Genomic DNA, 17,589 nt, shown 5'->3' on the forward strand with positions numbered 1-17,589 from the left:
CGGAGAAACTGTGTAACGTCCGCTGTCGGCGGACTTCTCATAAGCACTTGAGATGATAAGGCTAAGCTGAGAACTACGACTGCAACCAGACGATGCTATCCGATGCCTCCGCGATGCGCAAGTCACGGGATCGACGCGAGGAATCGCTCGCGCTCCTCCTCGGGGAGGTGGTCGACGAAGAGGGTGCCGTCGAGGTGGTCGGCCTCGTGTTGCAGGACGCGGGCGAGCACGCCCAGGGCGCGGACGGTGGCGGGCTTGCCGAACATGTCGCGACCACGGGCGGTGACCATGTAGGAGCGTTCCAGCGGCCACCAGCGGCCGGGCGCGGACAGGCAGGCCTCGTCGGCCACGATCTTCCGTTCGGACAGCTCCAGGCGCGGGTTGACCAGGTGACCGGACTTGCCGTCCAGCTCGTAGACGACGACCCTCAAGGGGACGCCGATCTGCGGCGCGGCCAGTCCCGCGCGGCCCCTCCCGGCCCGCATCGTGGTCTGGAGCGATTTGACCAGGGCGCGCAGCGCGCGGTCGAAGGTGGTCACCGGCTCGGACACCGTGCGAAGCACGGGATCGGTGAACGGTCGGATCGGCTGGACGGCCACGCGCACTCCCCGAAGCGAACGAATGGGCACCGGAGACGATTCCCATTGTCGCGCTGACTCAACCGTTACCTCTTCACCCCTCGTGTTTCCGGAATGTTGCCGCTGTGCGACGTGTGCATTGCGTATTTCCATGGTTAGTCACACGTAACCGGCGCACCATCACAGATAGTAAATGTGCGTAATGCCGTCCTCTTAGATTTCGGGATCGAAGCCCGCCCGAAACCGCAGGAGGAAAGATGGCCAAGCCTTGGATCAGCGACTGGCGGCCCGACGACCCCGACTTCTGGCAGGGGCACGGCAGGAAGGTGGCCCGCAGGAACCTGATCTTCTCCATCTTCGCCGAGCACCTCGGATTCACGCTGTGGACCGTGTGGAGCATCGTGGCCGTGCAGCTCGGCTCCTACGAGTTCTCCACCGACCAGCTCTTCTGGATCGTCGCCCTGCCCAACCTGATCGGCTCGGCGCTGCGCATCCCGTACACCTTCGCCCCGGCCAGATTCGGCGGCCGGAACTTCACCGTGGTCAGCGCCCTGCTCCTGCTCGTGCCCGCGGTGCTGCTGGCCATCGCGGTCGGCAACCCGGCCACCCCCTACTGGGTCTTCCTGGTCATCGCGGCCACGGCGGGCCTGGGCGGTGGCAACTTCGCCTCCAGCATGGCCAACATCACCTACTTCTACCCCCAGGACAGGCAGGGGTCGGCGCTCGGGCTCAACGCGGCCGGCGGCAACATCGGGGTCAGCTCCGTGCAGCTCGTCATGCCCCTGGTGATCGGGGCGTTCGGCCTGGCCGCCGCCGGGCTGTTCTGGATCCCGTTCATCCTGGCCGCCGCGATCGGCGCCTACTTCTTCATGGACAACCTGACCTCCGCCAAGGCCAGTCCCGCCGACCAGCTGAAGGTCGCCGGCCGGGCCCAGACCTGGATCATGTCGGTCCTGTACATCGGCACCTTCGGCTCCTTCATCGGCTACTCCACCGCGTTCCCGCTGCTCATCAAGAGCCAGTTCCCCGAGCACGCCTCCCTGGTGGCGCTGGCCTTCATCGGCCCGCTGCTCGGCTCGCTGATCCGCCCGGTCGGGGGCTGGCTGTCGGACCGGCTCGGCGGGGCGCGGGTGACGCTCGTCAACTTCGCCGCGATGGCGGGCGCGGCGGCGCTGGTCTGGCAGGGCCTGTCCCAGCACGCCTTCGTGCTGTTCTTCTGCGCCTACATGCTCCTGGTCGCCACCACCGGCATCGGCAACGGCTCCACCTACCGGATGATCCCGGCGATCTTCCGGGCGAAGGCCGTGGCGGGCATCGCCCCCGGTACGGACGCCCACGAGGCCGCCGTGGCCGTCGGGAAGCGGGACGCCTCCGCCGCGATCGGGATCATCTCCGCGATCGGCGCCTTCGGCGGGTTCTTCATCAACCGCGGGTTCGGCAGCTCCATCGCCGCGACCGGGGGAGCGGGCGCCGCCCTGGCCTCCTTCGCCGCCTTCTACCTGGTGTGCGCGGCCATCACCTGGGCCTGCTACCTGCGGACCGCGGGATCCGTGCCGAGCCTGGCGGCGGCGCGCGTGTGACCCCGGCGTACCTGGCGCCCGTTCGGCTCACATCCGGAACCGGCCCGGCCGACGGACAACTCACATCCGCCTCATCGTGAATGTGAACGCGGTTAGCGGCTTGTAGCACATCGGTAACAGGGGAGACCCCAGGGTGAAACCGCCTGAAAGCACCATCGGATCCATGTCGGTCTCACTTCCCCCCCAGACGCCTGTGAAGGCTGGGGCGGAGCGGACGAGAGGGGAAGAGCAACCCATGTCACGGCTCGTCGTGGTAGGACACGGACCGACATCGCATCGGCTGGTCGAGGCGCTGGTCGCCAAGGGCTTCGCGGGAAGGATCACGGTGCTGGGGGAGGAGCCCCGGCCGGCGTACGACCGGGTGGCGCTCACCTCCTACCTGGCGGGCAAAAGCGTCGAGGACCTCACGTACCCGACGCCGGACGGGGTCGTGCTGCGCATGTCGTCCAGGGTCGTGGAGATCGACAGGCGGGCGCGCGAGGCCGTCACCGCCGACGGCCACCGCGAGCCGTACGACGTGCTGGTGCTGGCCACCGGCTCCAGCCCGTTCGTGCCGCCGGTGCCGGGCAGGGAGCTGGAGGGCTGCTTCGTCTACCGCACGATCGACGACCTCGACGCGATCAGGGCGGCCGCCTCGGACGCCACGAGCGGCGTCGTGATCGGCGGCGGGCTGCTGGGGCTGGAGGCCGCCGACGCGCTGCGCGGCCTGGGGCTGGCGACGCACGTCGTGGAGATGGGCGGCTGGCTCATGCCCCGGCAGGTCGACGAGGGCGGCGGCGCCGTCCTGCGCGGCCACGTGGAGGCGCTCGGCCTGAACGTGCACACCGAGGCGGGGGCCAAGGAGATCGTCGCGGGCCCGGACGGGCGGGTGGCGGGCCTGGTCAAGCCGGACGGCGAGACCGTCGAGGCGCAGATCGTGGTCTTCTCCGCGGGCGTCAGGCCCCGCGACGAGCTGGCCAGGCAGGCCGGTCTCGAGGTCGGCGGGCGCGGCGGGATCGCCGTGGACGACGGGATGCGCACCAGTGACCCGGCGATCTACGCGATCGGCGAGTGCGCCCTGCACGAGGGCATGGTCTACGGGCTGGTGGGGCCGTGCTTCACGATGGCCGAGGTCGCCGCCGACCGCGTCCTCGGCGGCGAGGCGGTCTTCACCCGCGCCGACCTGTCGACCAAGCTCAAGCTGCTCGGCGTGGAGGTCGCCCAGTTCGGCGCGATGGAGGGCGCGCTGGACGTGACCTTCATGGACCCGGTGGGCGGGGTCTACCAGAAGCTGTTCGTCAGCGACGACGCCCGCACCCTGCTCGGCGGGATCTGCGTCGGCGACGCCACCCCGTACAACACCCTCAAGCCCTTCGTCGGCCGCGACCTGCCGGGTTCGCCGAGCGAGCTGTTGTTCACCGGCGGGCCGGCGAGCACGGATCTCCCCGACGACGCGCAGGTCTGCTCCTGCAACAACGTCACCAAGGGCCAGGTGTGCGCGGCCATCGCCGAGCACGGCCTCACCGACGTCCCCGGCATCAAGGCGTGCACCCGCGCGGGCACCACCTGCGGCAGCTGCGTCCCGACGCTCAAGCAGATCCTCGTCTCCTCGGGCGTCGAGGTTTCCAAGGCCCTGTGCGAGCACTTCGCGCAGAGCCGGGCTGAGCTGTTCGACATCGTCCGGGTGCGCGGCCTCACCACGTTCTCGCAGATCATCGCCGAGCACGGCACCGGGCGCGGCTGCGACGTGTGCAAGCCCGTCGTCGCCTCGATCCTCGCCTCGCTCGGCAACGGCCACATCCTCGACGGCGAGCAGGCCGCCCTGCAGGACACCAACGACCACTTCCTGGCCAACATCCAGCGCAACGGCACCTACTCGGTGGTGCCGCGCATCCCCGGCGGGGAGATCACCCCGGAAAAGCTCATCGTGATCGGCGAGGTGGCCCGCGACTTCGGCCTCTACACCAAGATCACCGGCGGGCAGCGGATCGACCTGTTCGGGGCCCGGGTGGAGCAGCTCCCGCTGATCTGGAAGCGGCTGGTGGACGCGGGCTTCGAGTCCGGGCAGGCGTACGGCAAGGCGCTGCGCACGGTGAAGTCCTGCGTGGGCTCGACCTGGTGCCGGTACGGGGTGCAGGACGCCGTCGGACTGGCCATCGCGCTGGAGCTGCGCTACCGGGGCCTGCGCTCGCCGCACAAGCTGAAGTCGGCCGTCTCCGGCTGCGCCCGCGAGTGCGCCGAGGCCCGCGGCAAGGACTTCGGCGTCATCGCCACCGAGCGGGGCTGGAACCTCTACGTGGGAGGCAACGGCGGCTTCACCCCGCGCCACGCCGACCTGTTCGCCTCCGACCTGAGCACCGAGGAGCTGGTCCGCGTCATCGACCGGTTCCTGATGTTCTACGTCCGTACCGCCGACCGCCTGCAGCGCACCTCCGCCTGGCTGGAGGCCCAGGGCCTGGCCTACGTCAAGGAGGTCGTGCTGGACGACTCCCTGGGGATCTGCGCCGACCTGGAGGCCCAGATGGAGCGGCACGTGGCCGGTTACACCGACGAGTGGCGGGCCGCGATCGAGGACCCGGAGAAGCTGCGGCGCTTCGTCTCCTTCGTCAACGCCCCCGGGACCCCGGACCCGTCGATCGCCTTCGAGCCCGAGCGCGACCAGGTGAAACCGGTCCTGATCCCGCTGGAGGTGGTCCGTTCCTGATCCGGCCCGATCCGTGTCCCGCGCCGGCCGTGCCGGGTCGCCGTCGTCGCACCCCCGAGGACCTGAGAACCCGAGGACCTGAGGACCCGAAGAGAGGAGGCCTTCACCGATGACCGCGCTGAGAGAAGACCTGGAGCTGGGAGAAGACCTGGAGACGACCGCCTGGACAGCGGTCTGTTCCTACGCCGACCTGCTGCCCGAGCGCGGAGCGTGCGCGCTCGTCGACGGCAGGCAGATCGCGCTGTTCCGCGCCTTCGACGGTTCCCTGTTCGCGATCGGCAACCGCGACCCGTTCAGCGGTGCCCACGTCATGTCCCGGGGGATCGTGGGCACCAGGGCGGGCGAGCCCGTGGTGGCCTCCCCGATGCACAAGCAGGTGTTCTCCCTCGTGACGGGGGTGTGCCTGGACGATCCCGCGGTGGCCGTGCCGACCTACCCGATCCGCCTCACCGGCGGAACGGTGGAGGTGGGCCCCGGGTGAGCACGGGTGGGCACGGGGTGGGGCCGCGGGCGGCCGGACACCCCGGATACCGAGGAAACATCGAGCGAGGAGTGGTGAACGACAGATGAGCATCGCCGTTCTGGACGGGCCCGTCGGCTCTCCCGAGACCGCGCCCGACGCGCTGGCCGGGTTCACGATCGGGGTCACCGCCACCCGGCGGCGCGAGGAGTTCTGCGCGCTGCTGGAACGCAGGGGCGCCAGGGTGGTGCGCGCCCCGGCGATCCGGCTGGTGCCCCTGGCGGAGGACGCCGACCTGCTGGCCGCGACCCGCGCCAGCCTGGCCGCCCCGATCGACGACGTGGTGGTCACCACCGGCGTCGGTTTCCGCGGCTGGATGGCGGCGGCCGAGGGCTGGGGGCTCTCCGGTGACCTCGCCGAGCACCTGACCGCCGCCCGGCTGCTGACCCGCGGGCCCAAGGCGCGCGGCGCGGTCAGGGCGGCGGGCCTGATCGACCACTGGACCCCGCCCACGGAGTCGTGCGAGGAGGTCAAGCAGCACCTGCTCGCCCAGGACCTGCGCGGGCGCCGCATCGCCGTGCAGCTGCACGGGGAGCCGCTGACCGGTTTCGTGGCCGCGCTGCGCGAGGCGGGCGCGGAGGTCATCGAGGTGCCGGTCTACCGGTGGCTGCCCTACCGCGACGTGTCGCCGCTGCGGCGCCTGGTCAGCCAGGCGATCTCCGGCGGCGTGGACGCGGTCGCCTTCACCAGCGCCCCGGCCGTGCTGGCCATGCTCAACTCCGCCCGCGCGGACGGCCTGGAGGACGCGCTGGTCTCGGCCTTCGCCGGGCCGGTCGTCGCCGCCTGCGTGGGACCGGTCACCGCCGGGCCGCTGGAGGCGCGCGGGGTGCCCACCGTGCAGCCCGAGCGCTCCCGCCTGGGCACGCTGGCCCGTACCCTCGCCAGGCACCTGCCCGAGCACAGCGTCACCCGCCTGGTCGCGGGCGGCCACCGGCTGGAGATCCGCGGCCACGCCGTCGCGGTGGACGGCGACCTGAAGCCGCTGCCGCCGGCGCCGATGGCGGTCCTCAAGCGCCTGGCCGACAAGCCGGGACACGTGGTGGCCCGCTCCGACCTGCGGACCGTGCTCCCCGGCGGCCCGTCGCGCGACTCGGCCGAGCACGCGGTCGAGATGGCCATCACCCGCCTGCGCCGTGCCCTCGGTCCCGCGGGGATCGTCGAGACGGTCGTCAAGCGCGGCTACCGCCTGGCCTGCGACCGGGGCGAAGGCCTGTGACGACGCTGGTCCTGGCCGGGCACGGGACGCGCAGCGCGAGGGGCGAGGAGACCCTGGCCGGACTGCGGGACCTGGTGCGCGGGGGCCGCCGGGGGACGCGGGTGGAGCAGGCGTTCCTGGAGATCAGCTCGCCGCTGCTGGCCGACGTGCTGCCCGGCCTGCCCGGCCCCGTCGTGGTGGTCCCGCTGCTGCTGGCGGGCGGCTACCACGTCCACATCGACCTGCCCTCCGTGATCGCCGAGGCCAGGCCGGACGCCGTGCTCGCGGCCCCGCTGGGACCGCACGCGCTGCTCACCGCCGTCCTTGCCAGGCGGCTTTCCGCCGCGGGGCTGAGGGGCGCCGACTCGGTGATCCTGGGAGCGGCGGGCTCGTCCGATCCGGCCGCGCTGGCCGACGTGCGGGCGGCGGCCCGGCTGCTGTCGGTCAGGCTCTCCCGCCCGGTCACCGCGGCCTTCGCCGCGACGGGCACCCCGTCGGTCGCCGAGGCTTTGGAGCGGCTGCGCTCGGGGCCCGCGCCGCGGATCGCGCTGGCCTCCTATCTCCTGGCCCCCGGCTTCTTCCAGGACCGCCTGGAGGCGTCCGGCGCCGACCTGGTCGCCGCCCCCCTCGGGGTGGACGCCGACCTGGCCGCGCTGGTGTGGGCCCGGTTCGACCAGGCACGCCTGGCGTCGACGGCCACGGCCGGCGGCCAGGCCCGTCCGGGGCCGGTGGCGGCCGGACTCGACAGGGGCGTCCGGCCTCCGAGCGTCCGGACCCCGGCGTGGCCCGCCCGGCACCGGTGATCGCGGGGGGCGGTCAGGCCGGCCGGAGCTCCAGCCTCAGCTCCCGGACGATCTCCTCGGCGACCTCGTCCCGCGACGGCAGGAAGTCGTCGGCGCCGAGAAGCGTCTCGTAGTAGGCGTGGCGGAAGCACCCGGCGAGCAGCAGCCGGGCGCTGGCGACCGGGACGAGCCCGGCGGAGACGCGCCCCGCCCGCTGCTCGGCCGCCAGGTACGCGGTGAGCGGCACGATCTCCGACATCGGCCCGATGTCGCTGTCACGCATCGCCTCGCGGAAGCGGACGGTGACCGAGGGGGAGGTGAAGGCGGGCAGCGCCGCCGCCTGGACCTCGCAGTAGTAGTCGATGCCCGCTCGTGCGATGGGCAGCAGGTTCTCGCTCACCCGGCCCTTGCCGACCAGGTACATCAGGTCGTCGAGGACGCGCCGCCAGACCGGGAGCCGGTCCTGCAGCAGGGCCAGGAACATGTCGACGGCGTGTCCGGACGCGGTGCCCCGCGAGCGCGGGTGCGCGGCGTCGTCGGCTTCCTCGCGCTTCATGAACGCGGCCAGCTCGAGGACGCGGCGCCGCGCCTCCTGCGCGTTCCGGTGCGGGTCGACGGTCTGCTGATACGAGTCGATCTGGTACGGGTCGATATAGGGAGTCGCCATGGTCGCCCTAACGTGCGCAGTCACATGGACAGATGGTCGTAACGGTGATGCGTCGTTCACCGGCGTCCACGGGGCCGTGTGCTTCCTGGGTTCTTCCTGGCCGTGGAGTCGCCGACGTCCGGTTTTCCGCTCGGCGCGCCTCCGGAGAGGCGGGCCGTGCCCGATCAGTGCCTGTCGACCCGGGCCCGACCCCAGGCTCAACCTGGTTTCAACCTAGGCGAAAAAGAGCGTCCGGTGGTAACCGTACGCCGTGAGTTCAGCCGTCGGAGTCACGGTCGCGCCGGCGCAGATAGCGCTCGAACTCGGCGGCGATGGCGTCGCCGCTCGCCTCGGGCAGCTCCGCGGCGTCCTTGCGCTCCTCGAGCTCCTTGACGTACTCGGCGACCTCGCTGTCCTGGGAGGCCAGCTCGTCGACGCCGTGCTCCCAGGCCCGGGACTCCTCGGCCAGCTCGCCCAGCGGCATCGGGATGTCGAGCAGGTCCTCCATCCGGCTGAGCAGGGCCATGGTGGCCTTCGGGTTGGGCGGCTGGGCCACGTAGTGCGGCACCGAGGCCCACAGTGACACGGCGTGCAGCCCTGCGGCGCCCAGGGAGTGCTGCAGGACGCCGACGATGCCGGTCGGCCCCTCGTAGCGGCTCAGCTCCAGGTTGATCGCCCTGGCCAGGCCCTCGTCGGTCGCCGACCCCACGATCGGCACCGGGCGGGTGTGCGGCGAGTCGTTGAGCAGCGCGCCGAGCAGGACCGCCAGCTCGACGCCCAGCTCGCGGCAGACCAGCACGATCTCCTCGCAGAACGCGCGCCAGCGCATGTTGGGCTCGATGCCGCGCAGCAGCACCACGTCGCGGTCGACGCCGGGGGGCCTGGCCACCGACAGCTTGGTGGTCGGCCAGGTGATGGACCGCGTCAGCCCCTCACCCATCTCGACGATCGGACGGGTCACCTGGAAGTCGTAGTATTCCTCCGGGTCCAGAGAGACCAGCGGGGTCGCCTTCCACTGCTCCTCGAGGTGCGCGATCACTCCGCTCGAGGCCTCACCCGCGTCGTTCCACCCCTCGAACGCGGCGATCATCACCGGGTCGACGAGCTCGGGCAGGCCTTCGATCTCGATCACGCGCCCCCTCCTTCTCACCTCTCGTCCTATCCGGCTAAGCCTATGCGGTGAGGGGGCCTTCACGTCACCTTCCCGACATGGTGCGGGCGATCGGGACGTCGCGGCCTCCGCGCCGCCACACGCCGGGCGGCACCGCGTCTCGCGACCGCCCCGCGGGGCCGGTGGGCTCCCGGCCCGGCGGCCGCGGGAGGCCGCCCCCGCGCCCGCCGGTGGACCGGGGGATCGGGGGGGATCGGCGGTACCGGTGAGGACGGCGCGACCGGCCGCCGGCGGTGCTCTTGCGGTGCTCTTGCGGTGCTCCGAAGGTGGTCCGGAGGTGTTCGGGTGGTGTTCCGGTGGTGTTCCGGTGGTGTTCCGGCGCGGCGGCGGGGGCGGCGACAGGGGTGATCGCCGGATCGGGCGGGCGAAAGATCCAATCACCGCCGAGATCGCCGCCGAACACAGGGGCGCCCGGACGGCTCCCAGTACTCTTGTCCCATGACAAGCACTCCGTCTTTCCGTGAAGTCCTGGCCGAGCGCGTGATGGTCGCCGACGGGGCAATGGGGACGATGCTTCAGGCCCACGACGTCACCATGGATGACTTCCAGGACCATGAGGGCTGCAACGAAGTGCTCAACGTCACCCGTCCGGACATCGTCCGCGCCGTGCACGAGGCCTATTTCGAGGTCGGGGTCGACTGCGTCGAGACCAACACCTTCGGGGCCAACCTTTCAGCTCTCGGCGAATACGACATCCCCGAGCGCGTCTTCGAGTACTCCGAGGCCGGTGCCCGCGTCGCCCGCGAGGCCGCCGACGCCTGGTCCACCCCCGACCGCCCGCGCTTCGTGCTCGGCTCCATCGGCCCCGGCACCAAGCTCCCCACCCTCGGGCACAAGCCGTACGCCGAGCTGCGCGACGCCTACTACGACAACGCCGCAGGCCTGATCGGCGGCGGCGCCGACGCGCTGATCATCGAGACCTCCCAGGACCTGCTCCAGGTCAAGGCGGCGGTGATCGGCGCCCGCCGGGCCATCGCCGACTCCGGCCGTGACGTGCCGGTGATCGCCCAGGTGACCATCGAGACCAACGGCGCGATGCTGCTGGGCTCGGAGATCGGCGCGGCCCTGACCGCGATCGAGCCGCTCGGCGTCGACGTGATCGGCCTCAACTGCGCGACCGGCCCCGCCGAGATGAGCGAGCACCTGCGCTACCTGGCCCGCCACGCCCGGGTCCGCCTGTCGTGCATGCCCAACGCCGGGCTGCCCGTGCTGACCTCCGACGGCGCCTACTACCCGCTGAGCCCCGAGGAGCTGGCCTCGGCGCACGAGAACTTCACCCGTGACTACGGGCTCTCCCTGGTCGGCGGCTGCTGCGGCACCACCCCCGAGCACCTGCGCCAGGTCGTCGAGCGGGTCCGCGGGCGGGAGACGGCCCCGCGCCGCCCCCGCCCCGAGGCCGGCGCCTCCTCCCTCTACCAGAGCGTCCCCTTCCGCCAGGACATCTCGTACATGGCCATCGGCGAGCGCACCAACGCCGTCGGCTCCAAGGTCTTCCGCGAGGCGATGCTCGCCCGGGACTGGGAGGAGTGCGTGGAGATCGCGCGGGGGCAGGCCCGCGACGGCGCGCACATGCTCGACCTCTGCGTCGACTACGTGGGCCGCGACGGCGTGGCCGACATGAGGGAGCTGGCGTTCCGCTTCGCCACCGCCTCCACGCTGCCGGTCGTCCTCGACTCCACCGAGCCCGCCGTCCTCGAGGCCGGGCTGCAGATGCTCGGCGGGCGCGCGGTCGTCAACTCGGTCAACTACGAGGAGGGCGACGGCCCCGAGACGCGCTTCCACCGGAACATGACGCTGGTCCGCGAGTACGGCGCCGCCGTGGTCGCCCTCACCATCGACGAGCAGGGCCAGGCCCGCACCGCCGACCTGAAGGTCCGGATCGCGGTCCGCCTCATCGAGGACCTGACGGGCAACTGGGGCATGAACATCGAGGACATCCTCATCGACATGCTCACCTTCCCCATCGCCACCGGCCAGGAGGAGACCCGGCGCGACGCGCTGGAGACGATCGAGGCGATCAAGGAGATCAAGCGGCTCCACCCCGGCGTGCAGACGGTCCTGGGCCTGTCGAACGTGTCGTTCGGCCTCAACCCGGCCGCCCGCGTCGTGCTCAACTCGGTCTTCCTCAACGAGTGCGTCAACGCCGGCCTCGACGCGGCGATCGTGCACGCCTCCAAGATCCTGCCGATGGCGCGCATCCCCGAGGAGCAGCGCGAGGTCGCCCTGGACATGATCTACGACCGGCGCAGGGAGGGCTACGACCCGCTGCAGCGGTTCATGGAGCTGTTCGAGGGCGTCGACACCGCCGCCCTCAAGGAGAGCAAGGCCGAGGAGCTCGCCGCGCTGCCGCTGTGGGAGCGGCTCAAGCGCCGCATCGTCGACGGCGAGCGCAAGGGCCTGGAGGCCGACCTCGACGAGGGCCTCGCCCGGCGCCCCGCCCTGGAGATCGTCAACGACGTGCTGCTGGACGGCATGAAGACCGTCGGCGAGCTGTTCGGCTCCGGCCAGATGCAGCTGCCGTTCGTGCTCCAGTCGGCCGAGGTGATGAAGACCTCGGTCGCCTACCTGGAGCCGCACATGGAGCGGGTCGAGGGCGAGATCAAGGGCCGCATCGTGCTCGCCACCGTCAAGGGCGACGTACACGACATCGGCAAGAACCTGGTCGACATCATCCTCTCCAACAACGGCTACGAGGTCGTCAACCTCGGCATCAAGCAGCCGGTGTCGGTCATCCTGGAGGCCGCCGAGGAGAAGAAGGCCGACGTCATCGGCATGTCCGGGCTGCTGGTGAAGTCCACGGTCATCATGAAGGAGAACCTGGAGGAGATGAACTCCCGGGGCATCTCCGAGAAGTTCCCCGTGCTGCTCGGCGGGGCGGCGCTGACCCGCGCCTACGTCGAGCAGGACCTCGCGGAGCTCTTCCAGGGCCAGGTCCGCTACGCCCGCGACGCCTTCGAGGGACTGCGCCTGATGGACGCCTTCATGGCGGTCAAGCGCGGGGAGAAGGGCGCGAGCCTGCCGCCGCTGCGCGAGCGCCGGGTCAAGGGCGGCGCCACGCTGGTCAGGACCCCGGTGGAGGAGCTGCCCGCCCGCTCCGACGTGGCCACCGGCAACCCGGTGCCGGCGGCGCCCTTCCTCGGTGAGCGCGTCATCAAGGGCGTGCCGCTCGCCGAGTACGCCGCGTTCCTGGACGAGCGGGCGACGTTCATGGGCCAGTGGGGCCTCAAGGCCGCGCGCGGCGGCGACGGGCCCTCGTACGAGGAGCTGGTCGAGACCGAGGGCCGCCCGCGCCTGCGGATGTGGCTGGAGCGGATGCAGACCGACGGGCTGCTGGAGGCGGCGGTCGTCTACGGCTACTTCCCGTGCGTCAGCGACGGCGACTCGCTGATCATCCTGGACGAGGGCGGCAACGAGCGCACCCGCTTCACCTTCCCGCGCCAGCGGCGCGACCGGCACCTGTGCCTGTCCGACTTCTTCCGCTCCAAGGACTCCGGCGAGGTCGACGTCGTCGCCTTCCAGGTCGCGACGATGGGCAACCGGGTCTCCGAGGCCGCGGCCGAGCTGTTCGCCAAGGACGCCTACCGCGACTACCTGGAGCTGCACGGCCTGTCGGTGCAGCTGACCGAGGCCCTGGCCGAGTACTGGCACGCGCGCGTGCGCTCCGAGCTCGGCATCGGCGGCGACGAGTCCCTGGAGGACATGCTCAAGGTCAACGTCGCCGGCTGCCGCTACTCCTTCGGGTACCCGGCCTGCCCCAACCTGGAGGACCAGGTGCAACTGATGGAGCTGCTCGATCCGGCCAGGATCGGCGTCGAGCTGTCGGAGGAGTTCCAGCTCCACCCCGAGCAGTCGACGTCCGCACTGATCGTCCATCACCCTGAGGCCAACTACTTCAACGTATGACCGGCGTGTGATCGGCAGGGGGTTCACCGGGGATGGAAGCGGTTCTCTTCGACATGGACGGGCTTCTCGTCGACAGCGAGAAGATCTGGTTTCAGGTCGAGACCGAGGTGATGGAACGGCTCGGCGGCGAGTGGGGGGAGGCCCACCAGGAGAATCTGGTGGGCGGCTCCATGCCGGCCACCGTGGCCTACATGCTCAGGATCTCCGGCGGGGGCGCCACCCCCGCCGAGGTGGAGACCTGGATGCTGGAGGGCATGACCGCCAGGCTCGCGGGCGGGGTGGAGATGATGCCCGGCGCCGCCGAGCTGCTGGCGGAGGTGCGCGGGCACGGCCTGGCTACCTCTCTGGTCACCTCGTCGGTCCGGCCGATCGCCGAGGCGTGCCTGCGGAGCATCGGCGACCACAACTTCGACCACGTGGTCACCGGTGACCACGTCACCAGGACCAAGCCCCACCCCGAGCCCTACCTGACGGCCGCCCGGCTGCTGGGGGTCGATCCGGCCCGCTGCGTCGCCCTGGAGGATTCCCCGAATGGGGTGACGTCGGCCACCGCCGCGGGCTGCCGGGTGGTGGCGGTGCCAAGCGTGCTGCCGATTCCCGCCGCGCCCGGCCGCCTCGTCGTCGACTCGCTGCTGGAGGTCGACGTGGCGATCCTGCGTTCGCTGTCCTTCGGCGAGCCGTCCGAGGCCGGGGATCGCCCCTGATCTTTCGCGCGAACCGCCCCGTATCCCCTAAGGGGTGATCCCTCCTCAGGAAGGAGGGCCCGTCCCGGTTCCACGTGCCAGGATGGAGATCGGGTAAGCCGATACGAGGGGCGGTCCGCTATGTCGTTCGAACAGATCGCGTGGTTGCCGCTCTGCGCCGGGGTCACCGGCGTGGGGCTGGTGCTGAGCTTCCTGCTGATGCGGCGCCGGGGGGCCGCGGCGGGGTTGCGCGCCGCGGCCTGGTCGCTGCTGCCCGTCGCCGCCTACCTGACCGGCGCGCTGCCGACGCTGTGGCAGATCGGCACGGCGATCGGCGGGTTCGTCACCGGCCTGGCGTTCAACCCCATGGTGTGGGCCGGGGTGGGGGTGGCCGGGCTCTCCGCGCTGCTCTTCCTGGTCTCCGGCTTCCTGCGCGGCCGCCGCCTCAGGGCCGCCTCCTCGGCGTCCGGGGCCTCCCCCGCGCCCGTCGCGAGCGCTCCGGCCGGCACGGGGCAGCACAGGGCCGTGGCGCCGGGAACGCCGGGCGCGACGGCCGTCACGCAGCCGCTGCCCAAGCGCACGCCCGCGCCCTCGCCCGTTTCCAGGGCCGCCGGGTCCAAGCCCGCGGCGAAGCCGGCGGCCGACGACGACTTCTCCGATATCGAGGACATCCTGAAGCGCCGGGGAATCGGGTGACGCTGCGTCACGGCCCCGTTTCCATGTCACGAATCCGAGACAGAAGCGGAACGGCTTCCGGACATTACCTTCAAGATCAAAACGAATGAATTTCACGTGAATCACAGTTGAGCCACATAGCGCCTCAGAGGACTGGTCAGCGCAGTTCAGCCCATAGATTCTGCGCACGGGACCACTAATAACGGCCCGTAGACTAACGGCGCGCTACCCCGACCCGGGGGACGCGTTGACGGACGACGTCGTCTGGGATCCAGGGGGCCAACTGTATGACCGCACCGCTCGACGCCCCCGGTAAGACCACCGAGGTCTCGCCGGAGGCAGTGCTCGCGGGAGCGGGCGTGAAAGCCATCCAAGGCCGATCGCTCGGGCAGATCGCGTGGATGCATCTGAAGCGCGACAAGGTCGCGCTCACCGGTGCCGGCGTGGTCGTCCTGCTGATCCTCACGGCGATCTTCGCTCCGCTGATCGTGGGCGTGTTCGGTCATCCGCCGAACGAGTTCCACCAGGAGATGATCGACCCCTCCACCATGGCGCCCCAGGGCGGCACGGGCATCAGCGGGGACTTCCTGTTCGGGGTGGAGCCGCTCAACGGCCGCGACCTTTTCAGCAGGGTGGTCTACGGAGCACGGATCTCGCTGCTGATCGCGGTCCTCGCCACCGTGCTCTCGGTGGTCATCGGCACCGTCATGGGAGTGATGGCCGGTTACTTCGGTGGCTGGGTCGACACCCTGATCAGCCGCACGATGGACGTCTTCCTCGCCTTCCCCCTCCTCGTCTTCGCCATGGCCCTGGTCGGTGTCCTCGGCCAGTTCGAGCAGAGCCTCGGGGTGCAGGGCGACACACTGCGCATCGGTCTGCTGATCTTCGTGATCGGCTTCTTCAACTGGCCCTACATCGGCAGGATCATCAGGGGCCAGACGCTGTCACTACGGGAACGCGAGTTCGTCGACGCCGCCCGTAGCCTGGGCGCCCGCGGACCGTACATCCTGTTCCGGGAGATCCTGCCGAACCTGATCGCGCCGATCCTCATCTACGCGACGCTGCTCATCCCCACGAATGTCCTGTTCGAAGCCGCGCTCTCGTTCCTGGGAGTCGGTATCCAGGCGCCCACGGCGACCTGGGGAGGCATGCTCTCGCAGGCGGTGAAGTACTACAACGTGCCGCATTTCATGTTCTTCCCCGGTATGGCGATCTTCATTACGGTGCTGGCTTTCAACCTCTTCGGTGACGGGCTGCGCGACGCCCTCGACCCGAAGGCGTCCCGTTGACCCTCAACCTCCCGTTCTCCCGGATTAACAAGGGGTGCAAGTAAATGAACAAGAGATCCGCGCTGGCCTTCGCGGCCGCGGGTGCCGCTCTCTCCCTGGGGCTCTCCGCCTGTGGCGGTGGCGGCGGCGAGACGAAGCCGGCCGATGGTTCGTCGGCCGCGCCGGCGGCCGCGGACGCGTTCAACGCCGGCCTCGACAAGGTGTTCAACCCTTCTGACAAGAAGGGTGGCGTCCTGAAGATGGCCATCTCCGAGGACTGGGACTCGGTGGACCCCGGCGACACCTACTACGCGCTCTCCTGGAACCTCGTCCGGATCTACGGCCGTTCGCTGGTGACCTACACCCCGGCCCCCGGCGCCGAGGGCCGCAAGCTCTCCCCCGACCTGGCCGAGAGCCTGGGCGTGCCGAGCGACGACGGCAAGACCTGGACCTACAAGCTTCGCGCCGGTGTGAAGTTCGAGGACGGCACGCCGATCACGTCCAAGGACGTCAAGTACGCGGTCCTGCGGTCCATGGACAAGGAGACCTTCGTCAACGGCCCGACGTACTTCAACGACTGGCTGGACCTGCCGAAGGACTTCAAGACCGTCTACAAGACCCCGGACGTCAACACCGACTCCGCGATCGAGACGCCGGACGACCAGACGATCGTCTTCCACCTGAAGAAGGCCTACGCGGGCTTCGACAACTTCGCGGCGCTGCCCGGCACGATCCCGGTCCCCCAGGCCAAGGACACCGGCGTCAAGTACCGCGAGCACGTGATGGCCTCCGGCCCCTACAAGTTCGACAAGGTCGAGCCCGGCAAGCTGTACACCCTGGTCCGCAACGAGCACTGGGACCCGGCGACCGACCCGATCCGCAAGGCTCTGCCCGACAGCTACGAGATCTCCCTCGGCGTCAACGCCGACGACCTGGACAACCGGATCATCTCCGGCGACCTGCACATCGACCTCGCCGGCTCGGGCGTCCAGCCCGCCGCGCTCGGCCGCGTGCTGGGCGACCCGACGCTGAAGGCCCGGGCCGACAACCCCACCGGCGCCCGCACCTGGTACACCTCGATCATCGGCGACGTGGCCCCGCTGGACAACGTGGAGTGCCGCAAGGCGATCATCTTCGGCGCCGACCGGGTGGGCCTGCAGAACGCCTACGGCGGCGAGTTCGCCGGCGGCGAGATCGCGACCGGCCTGATGCCGCCGTCGATCGGGGGCTGGAAGAAGCTCGACCTCTACCCGACCGGCACCGGCGACGTGGAGAAGGCCAAGGCCGCGCTGACCGCGTGTGGCAAGCCTGACGGTTTCGAGACCATCATGGCCTACCGCGCCGACCGTCCCAAGGAGAAGGCGACCGCCGAGTCGCTCCAGCAGGCGCTGGCCAAGGTCAACATCAAGCTGACCCTCAAGGGTTACCCCACCGGTGACTACTTCTCCCTCTACGCCGGCAAGCCGGACTTCGTGAAGAAGAACGGCATCGGCCTGGCCACCAACGGCTGGGGCGCCGACTGGAACGACGGCTTCGGCTTCATGTCGCAGATCGTCGACAGCCGCACCATCCGTGAGTCGGGCGGTAACTACAACCTCAGCGTCAAGGACAAGGAAATCGACGCGAAGATCGACCAGGTCTTCACCGAGGCCGACGCCGCCAAGCGTGACGCGCTCTGGGGCGAGATCGACCAGAGGGTCATGGAGCAGGCCTACGTCCTGCCCGCGGTCTGGTCCAAGGGCGTCATGGTCCGTCCCATCGGCGCGACGAACGTCTTCGTCACCGGTGCGTTCGACATGTACGACTACCTGAACATCGGTGTCCAGTAACCGTCGGAAATCCCGTTCAGTTAGTCGAGTTCGGTTAGTCGAGGCTTGAAGGGGCCGGCCCGCGAGGCCGGCCCCT

Annotated in this window: 13 protein-coding genes; 10 read left to right on the plus strand and 3 right to left on the minus strand. The window is 70.4% G+C overall.

Annotated elements, in window-relative coordinates:
* Positions 1–122: 122 nt before the first annotated feature.
* Positions 123–599, minus strand: a complete 477-nt coding sequence (gene def, locus ACTOQ1_RS10760) for a peptide deformylase (protein ID WP_440066117.1) — start codon at positions 597–599, stop codon at positions 123–125.
* A gap of 236 nt (positions 600–835) precedes the next feature.
* Between def and ACTOQ1_RS10765 the strand changes: the two genes are divergently transcribed.
* The 5 genes from ACTOQ1_RS10765 to ACTOQ1_RS10785 all read left to right on the plus strand — a co-directional run bounded on the left by ACTOQ1_RS10765 (position 836) and on the right by ACTOQ1_RS10785 (position 7,359).
* Positions 836–2,158, plus strand: a complete 1,323-nt coding sequence (locus tag ACTOQ1_RS10765; RefSeq protein WP_440066118.1) for an MFS transporter — start codon at positions 836–838, stop codon at positions 2,156–2,158.
* A gap of 235 nt (positions 2,159–2,393) precedes the next feature.
* A complete protein-coding gene (nirB, locus tag ACTOQ1_RS10770) occupies positions 2,394–4,841 on the plus strand; it encodes a nitrite reductase large subunit NirB (RefSeq protein ID WP_440066119.1) in 2,448 nt (815 codons plus the stop codon).
* Positions 4,842–4,950: 109 nt separating this feature from the next.
* The gene (nirD, locus tag ACTOQ1_RS10775; protein WP_440066120.1) at positions 4,951–5,322 is read left to right on the plus strand and encodes a nitrite reductase small subunit NirD; all 372 of its coding nucleotides are present in this window, start codon (positions 4,951–4,953) and stop codon (positions 5,320–5,322) included.
* An 85-nt stretch (positions 5,323–5,407) separates the two neighbouring features.
* Complete coding sequence (locus ACTOQ1_RS10780; protein ID WP_440066121.1) at positions 5,408–6,577, plus strand: uroporphyrinogen-III synthase; 1,170 nt, start codon at positions 5,408–5,410, stop codon at positions 6,575–6,577.
* Positions 6,574–7,359, plus strand: a complete 786-nt coding sequence (locus ACTOQ1_RS10785; protein ID WP_440066122.1) for a sirohydrochlorin chelatase — start codon at positions 6,574–6,576, stop codon at positions 7,357–7,359. Before ACTOQ1_RS10780 ends, ACTOQ1_RS10785 begins: the two co-directional genes overlap by 4 nt.
* Positions 7,360–7,372: 13 nt before the next feature.
* Here the strand turns inward: ACTOQ1_RS10785 and ACTOQ1_RS10790 are convergent, their stop codons facing one another.
* Positions 7,373–8,005 carry a hypothetical protein gene (locus ACTOQ1_RS10790; protein ID WP_440066123.1) on the minus strand — a complete coding sequence of 211 codons (633 nt, stop codon included), beginning with the start codon at positions 8,003–8,005 and terminating at the stop codon, positions 7,373–7,375.
* 256 nt (positions 8,006–8,261) lie between these two features.
* Entirely contained in the window at positions 8,262–9,116 is an 855-nt protein-coding gene (locus ACTOQ1_RS10795; protein WP_440066124.1) for a PAC2 family protein, read from the minus strand.
* Positions 9,117–9,593: 477 nt separating this feature from the next.
* On the opposite strand from ACTOQ1_RS10795, the gene metH reads away from it, so the two are divergent.
* From metH to ACTOQ1_RS10820, 5 genes are all read left to right on the plus strand, one after another.
* Positions 9,594–13,058: a methionine synthase gene (gene metH / locus ACTOQ1_RS10800; RefSeq protein WP_440066125.1), complete on the plus strand. Its 3,465-nt coding sequence runs from the start codon at positions 9,594–9,596 to the stop codon at positions 13,056–13,058.
* Between the two features lie 32 nt (positions 13,059–13,090).
* A complete protein-coding gene (locus ACTOQ1_RS10805) occupies positions 13,091–13,762 on the plus strand; it encodes an HAD family hydrolase (RefSeq protein ID WP_440066126.1) in 672 nt (223 codons plus the stop codon).
* Between the two features lie 120 nt (positions 13,763–13,882).
* The gene (locus ACTOQ1_RS10810) at positions 13,883–14,437 is read left to right on the plus strand and encodes a cellulose synthase (RefSeq protein WP_440066127.1); all 555 of its coding nucleotides are present in this window, start codon (positions 13,883–13,885) and stop codon (positions 14,435–14,437) included.
* 266 nt (positions 14,438–14,703) lie between these two features.
* Complete coding sequence (locus ACTOQ1_RS10815) at positions 14,704–15,705, plus strand: ABC transporter permease (RefSeq protein ID WP_440066128.1); 1,002 nt, start codon at positions 14,704–14,706, stop codon at positions 15,703–15,705.
* 44 nt (positions 15,706–15,749) lie between these two features.
* Complete coding sequence (locus tag ACTOQ1_RS10820; protein ID WP_440066129.1) at positions 15,750–17,513, plus strand: ABC transporter substrate-binding protein; 1,764 nt, start codon at positions 15,750–15,752, stop codon at positions 17,511–17,513.
* Positions 17,514–17,589: the final 76 nt, after the last annotated feature.

The sequence above is a fragment of the Streptosporangium sp. OZ121 genome (genome assembly GCF_051918885.1).
GTDB lineage: Bacteria > Actinomycetota > Actinomycetes > Streptosporangiales > Streptosporangiaceae > Streptosporangium.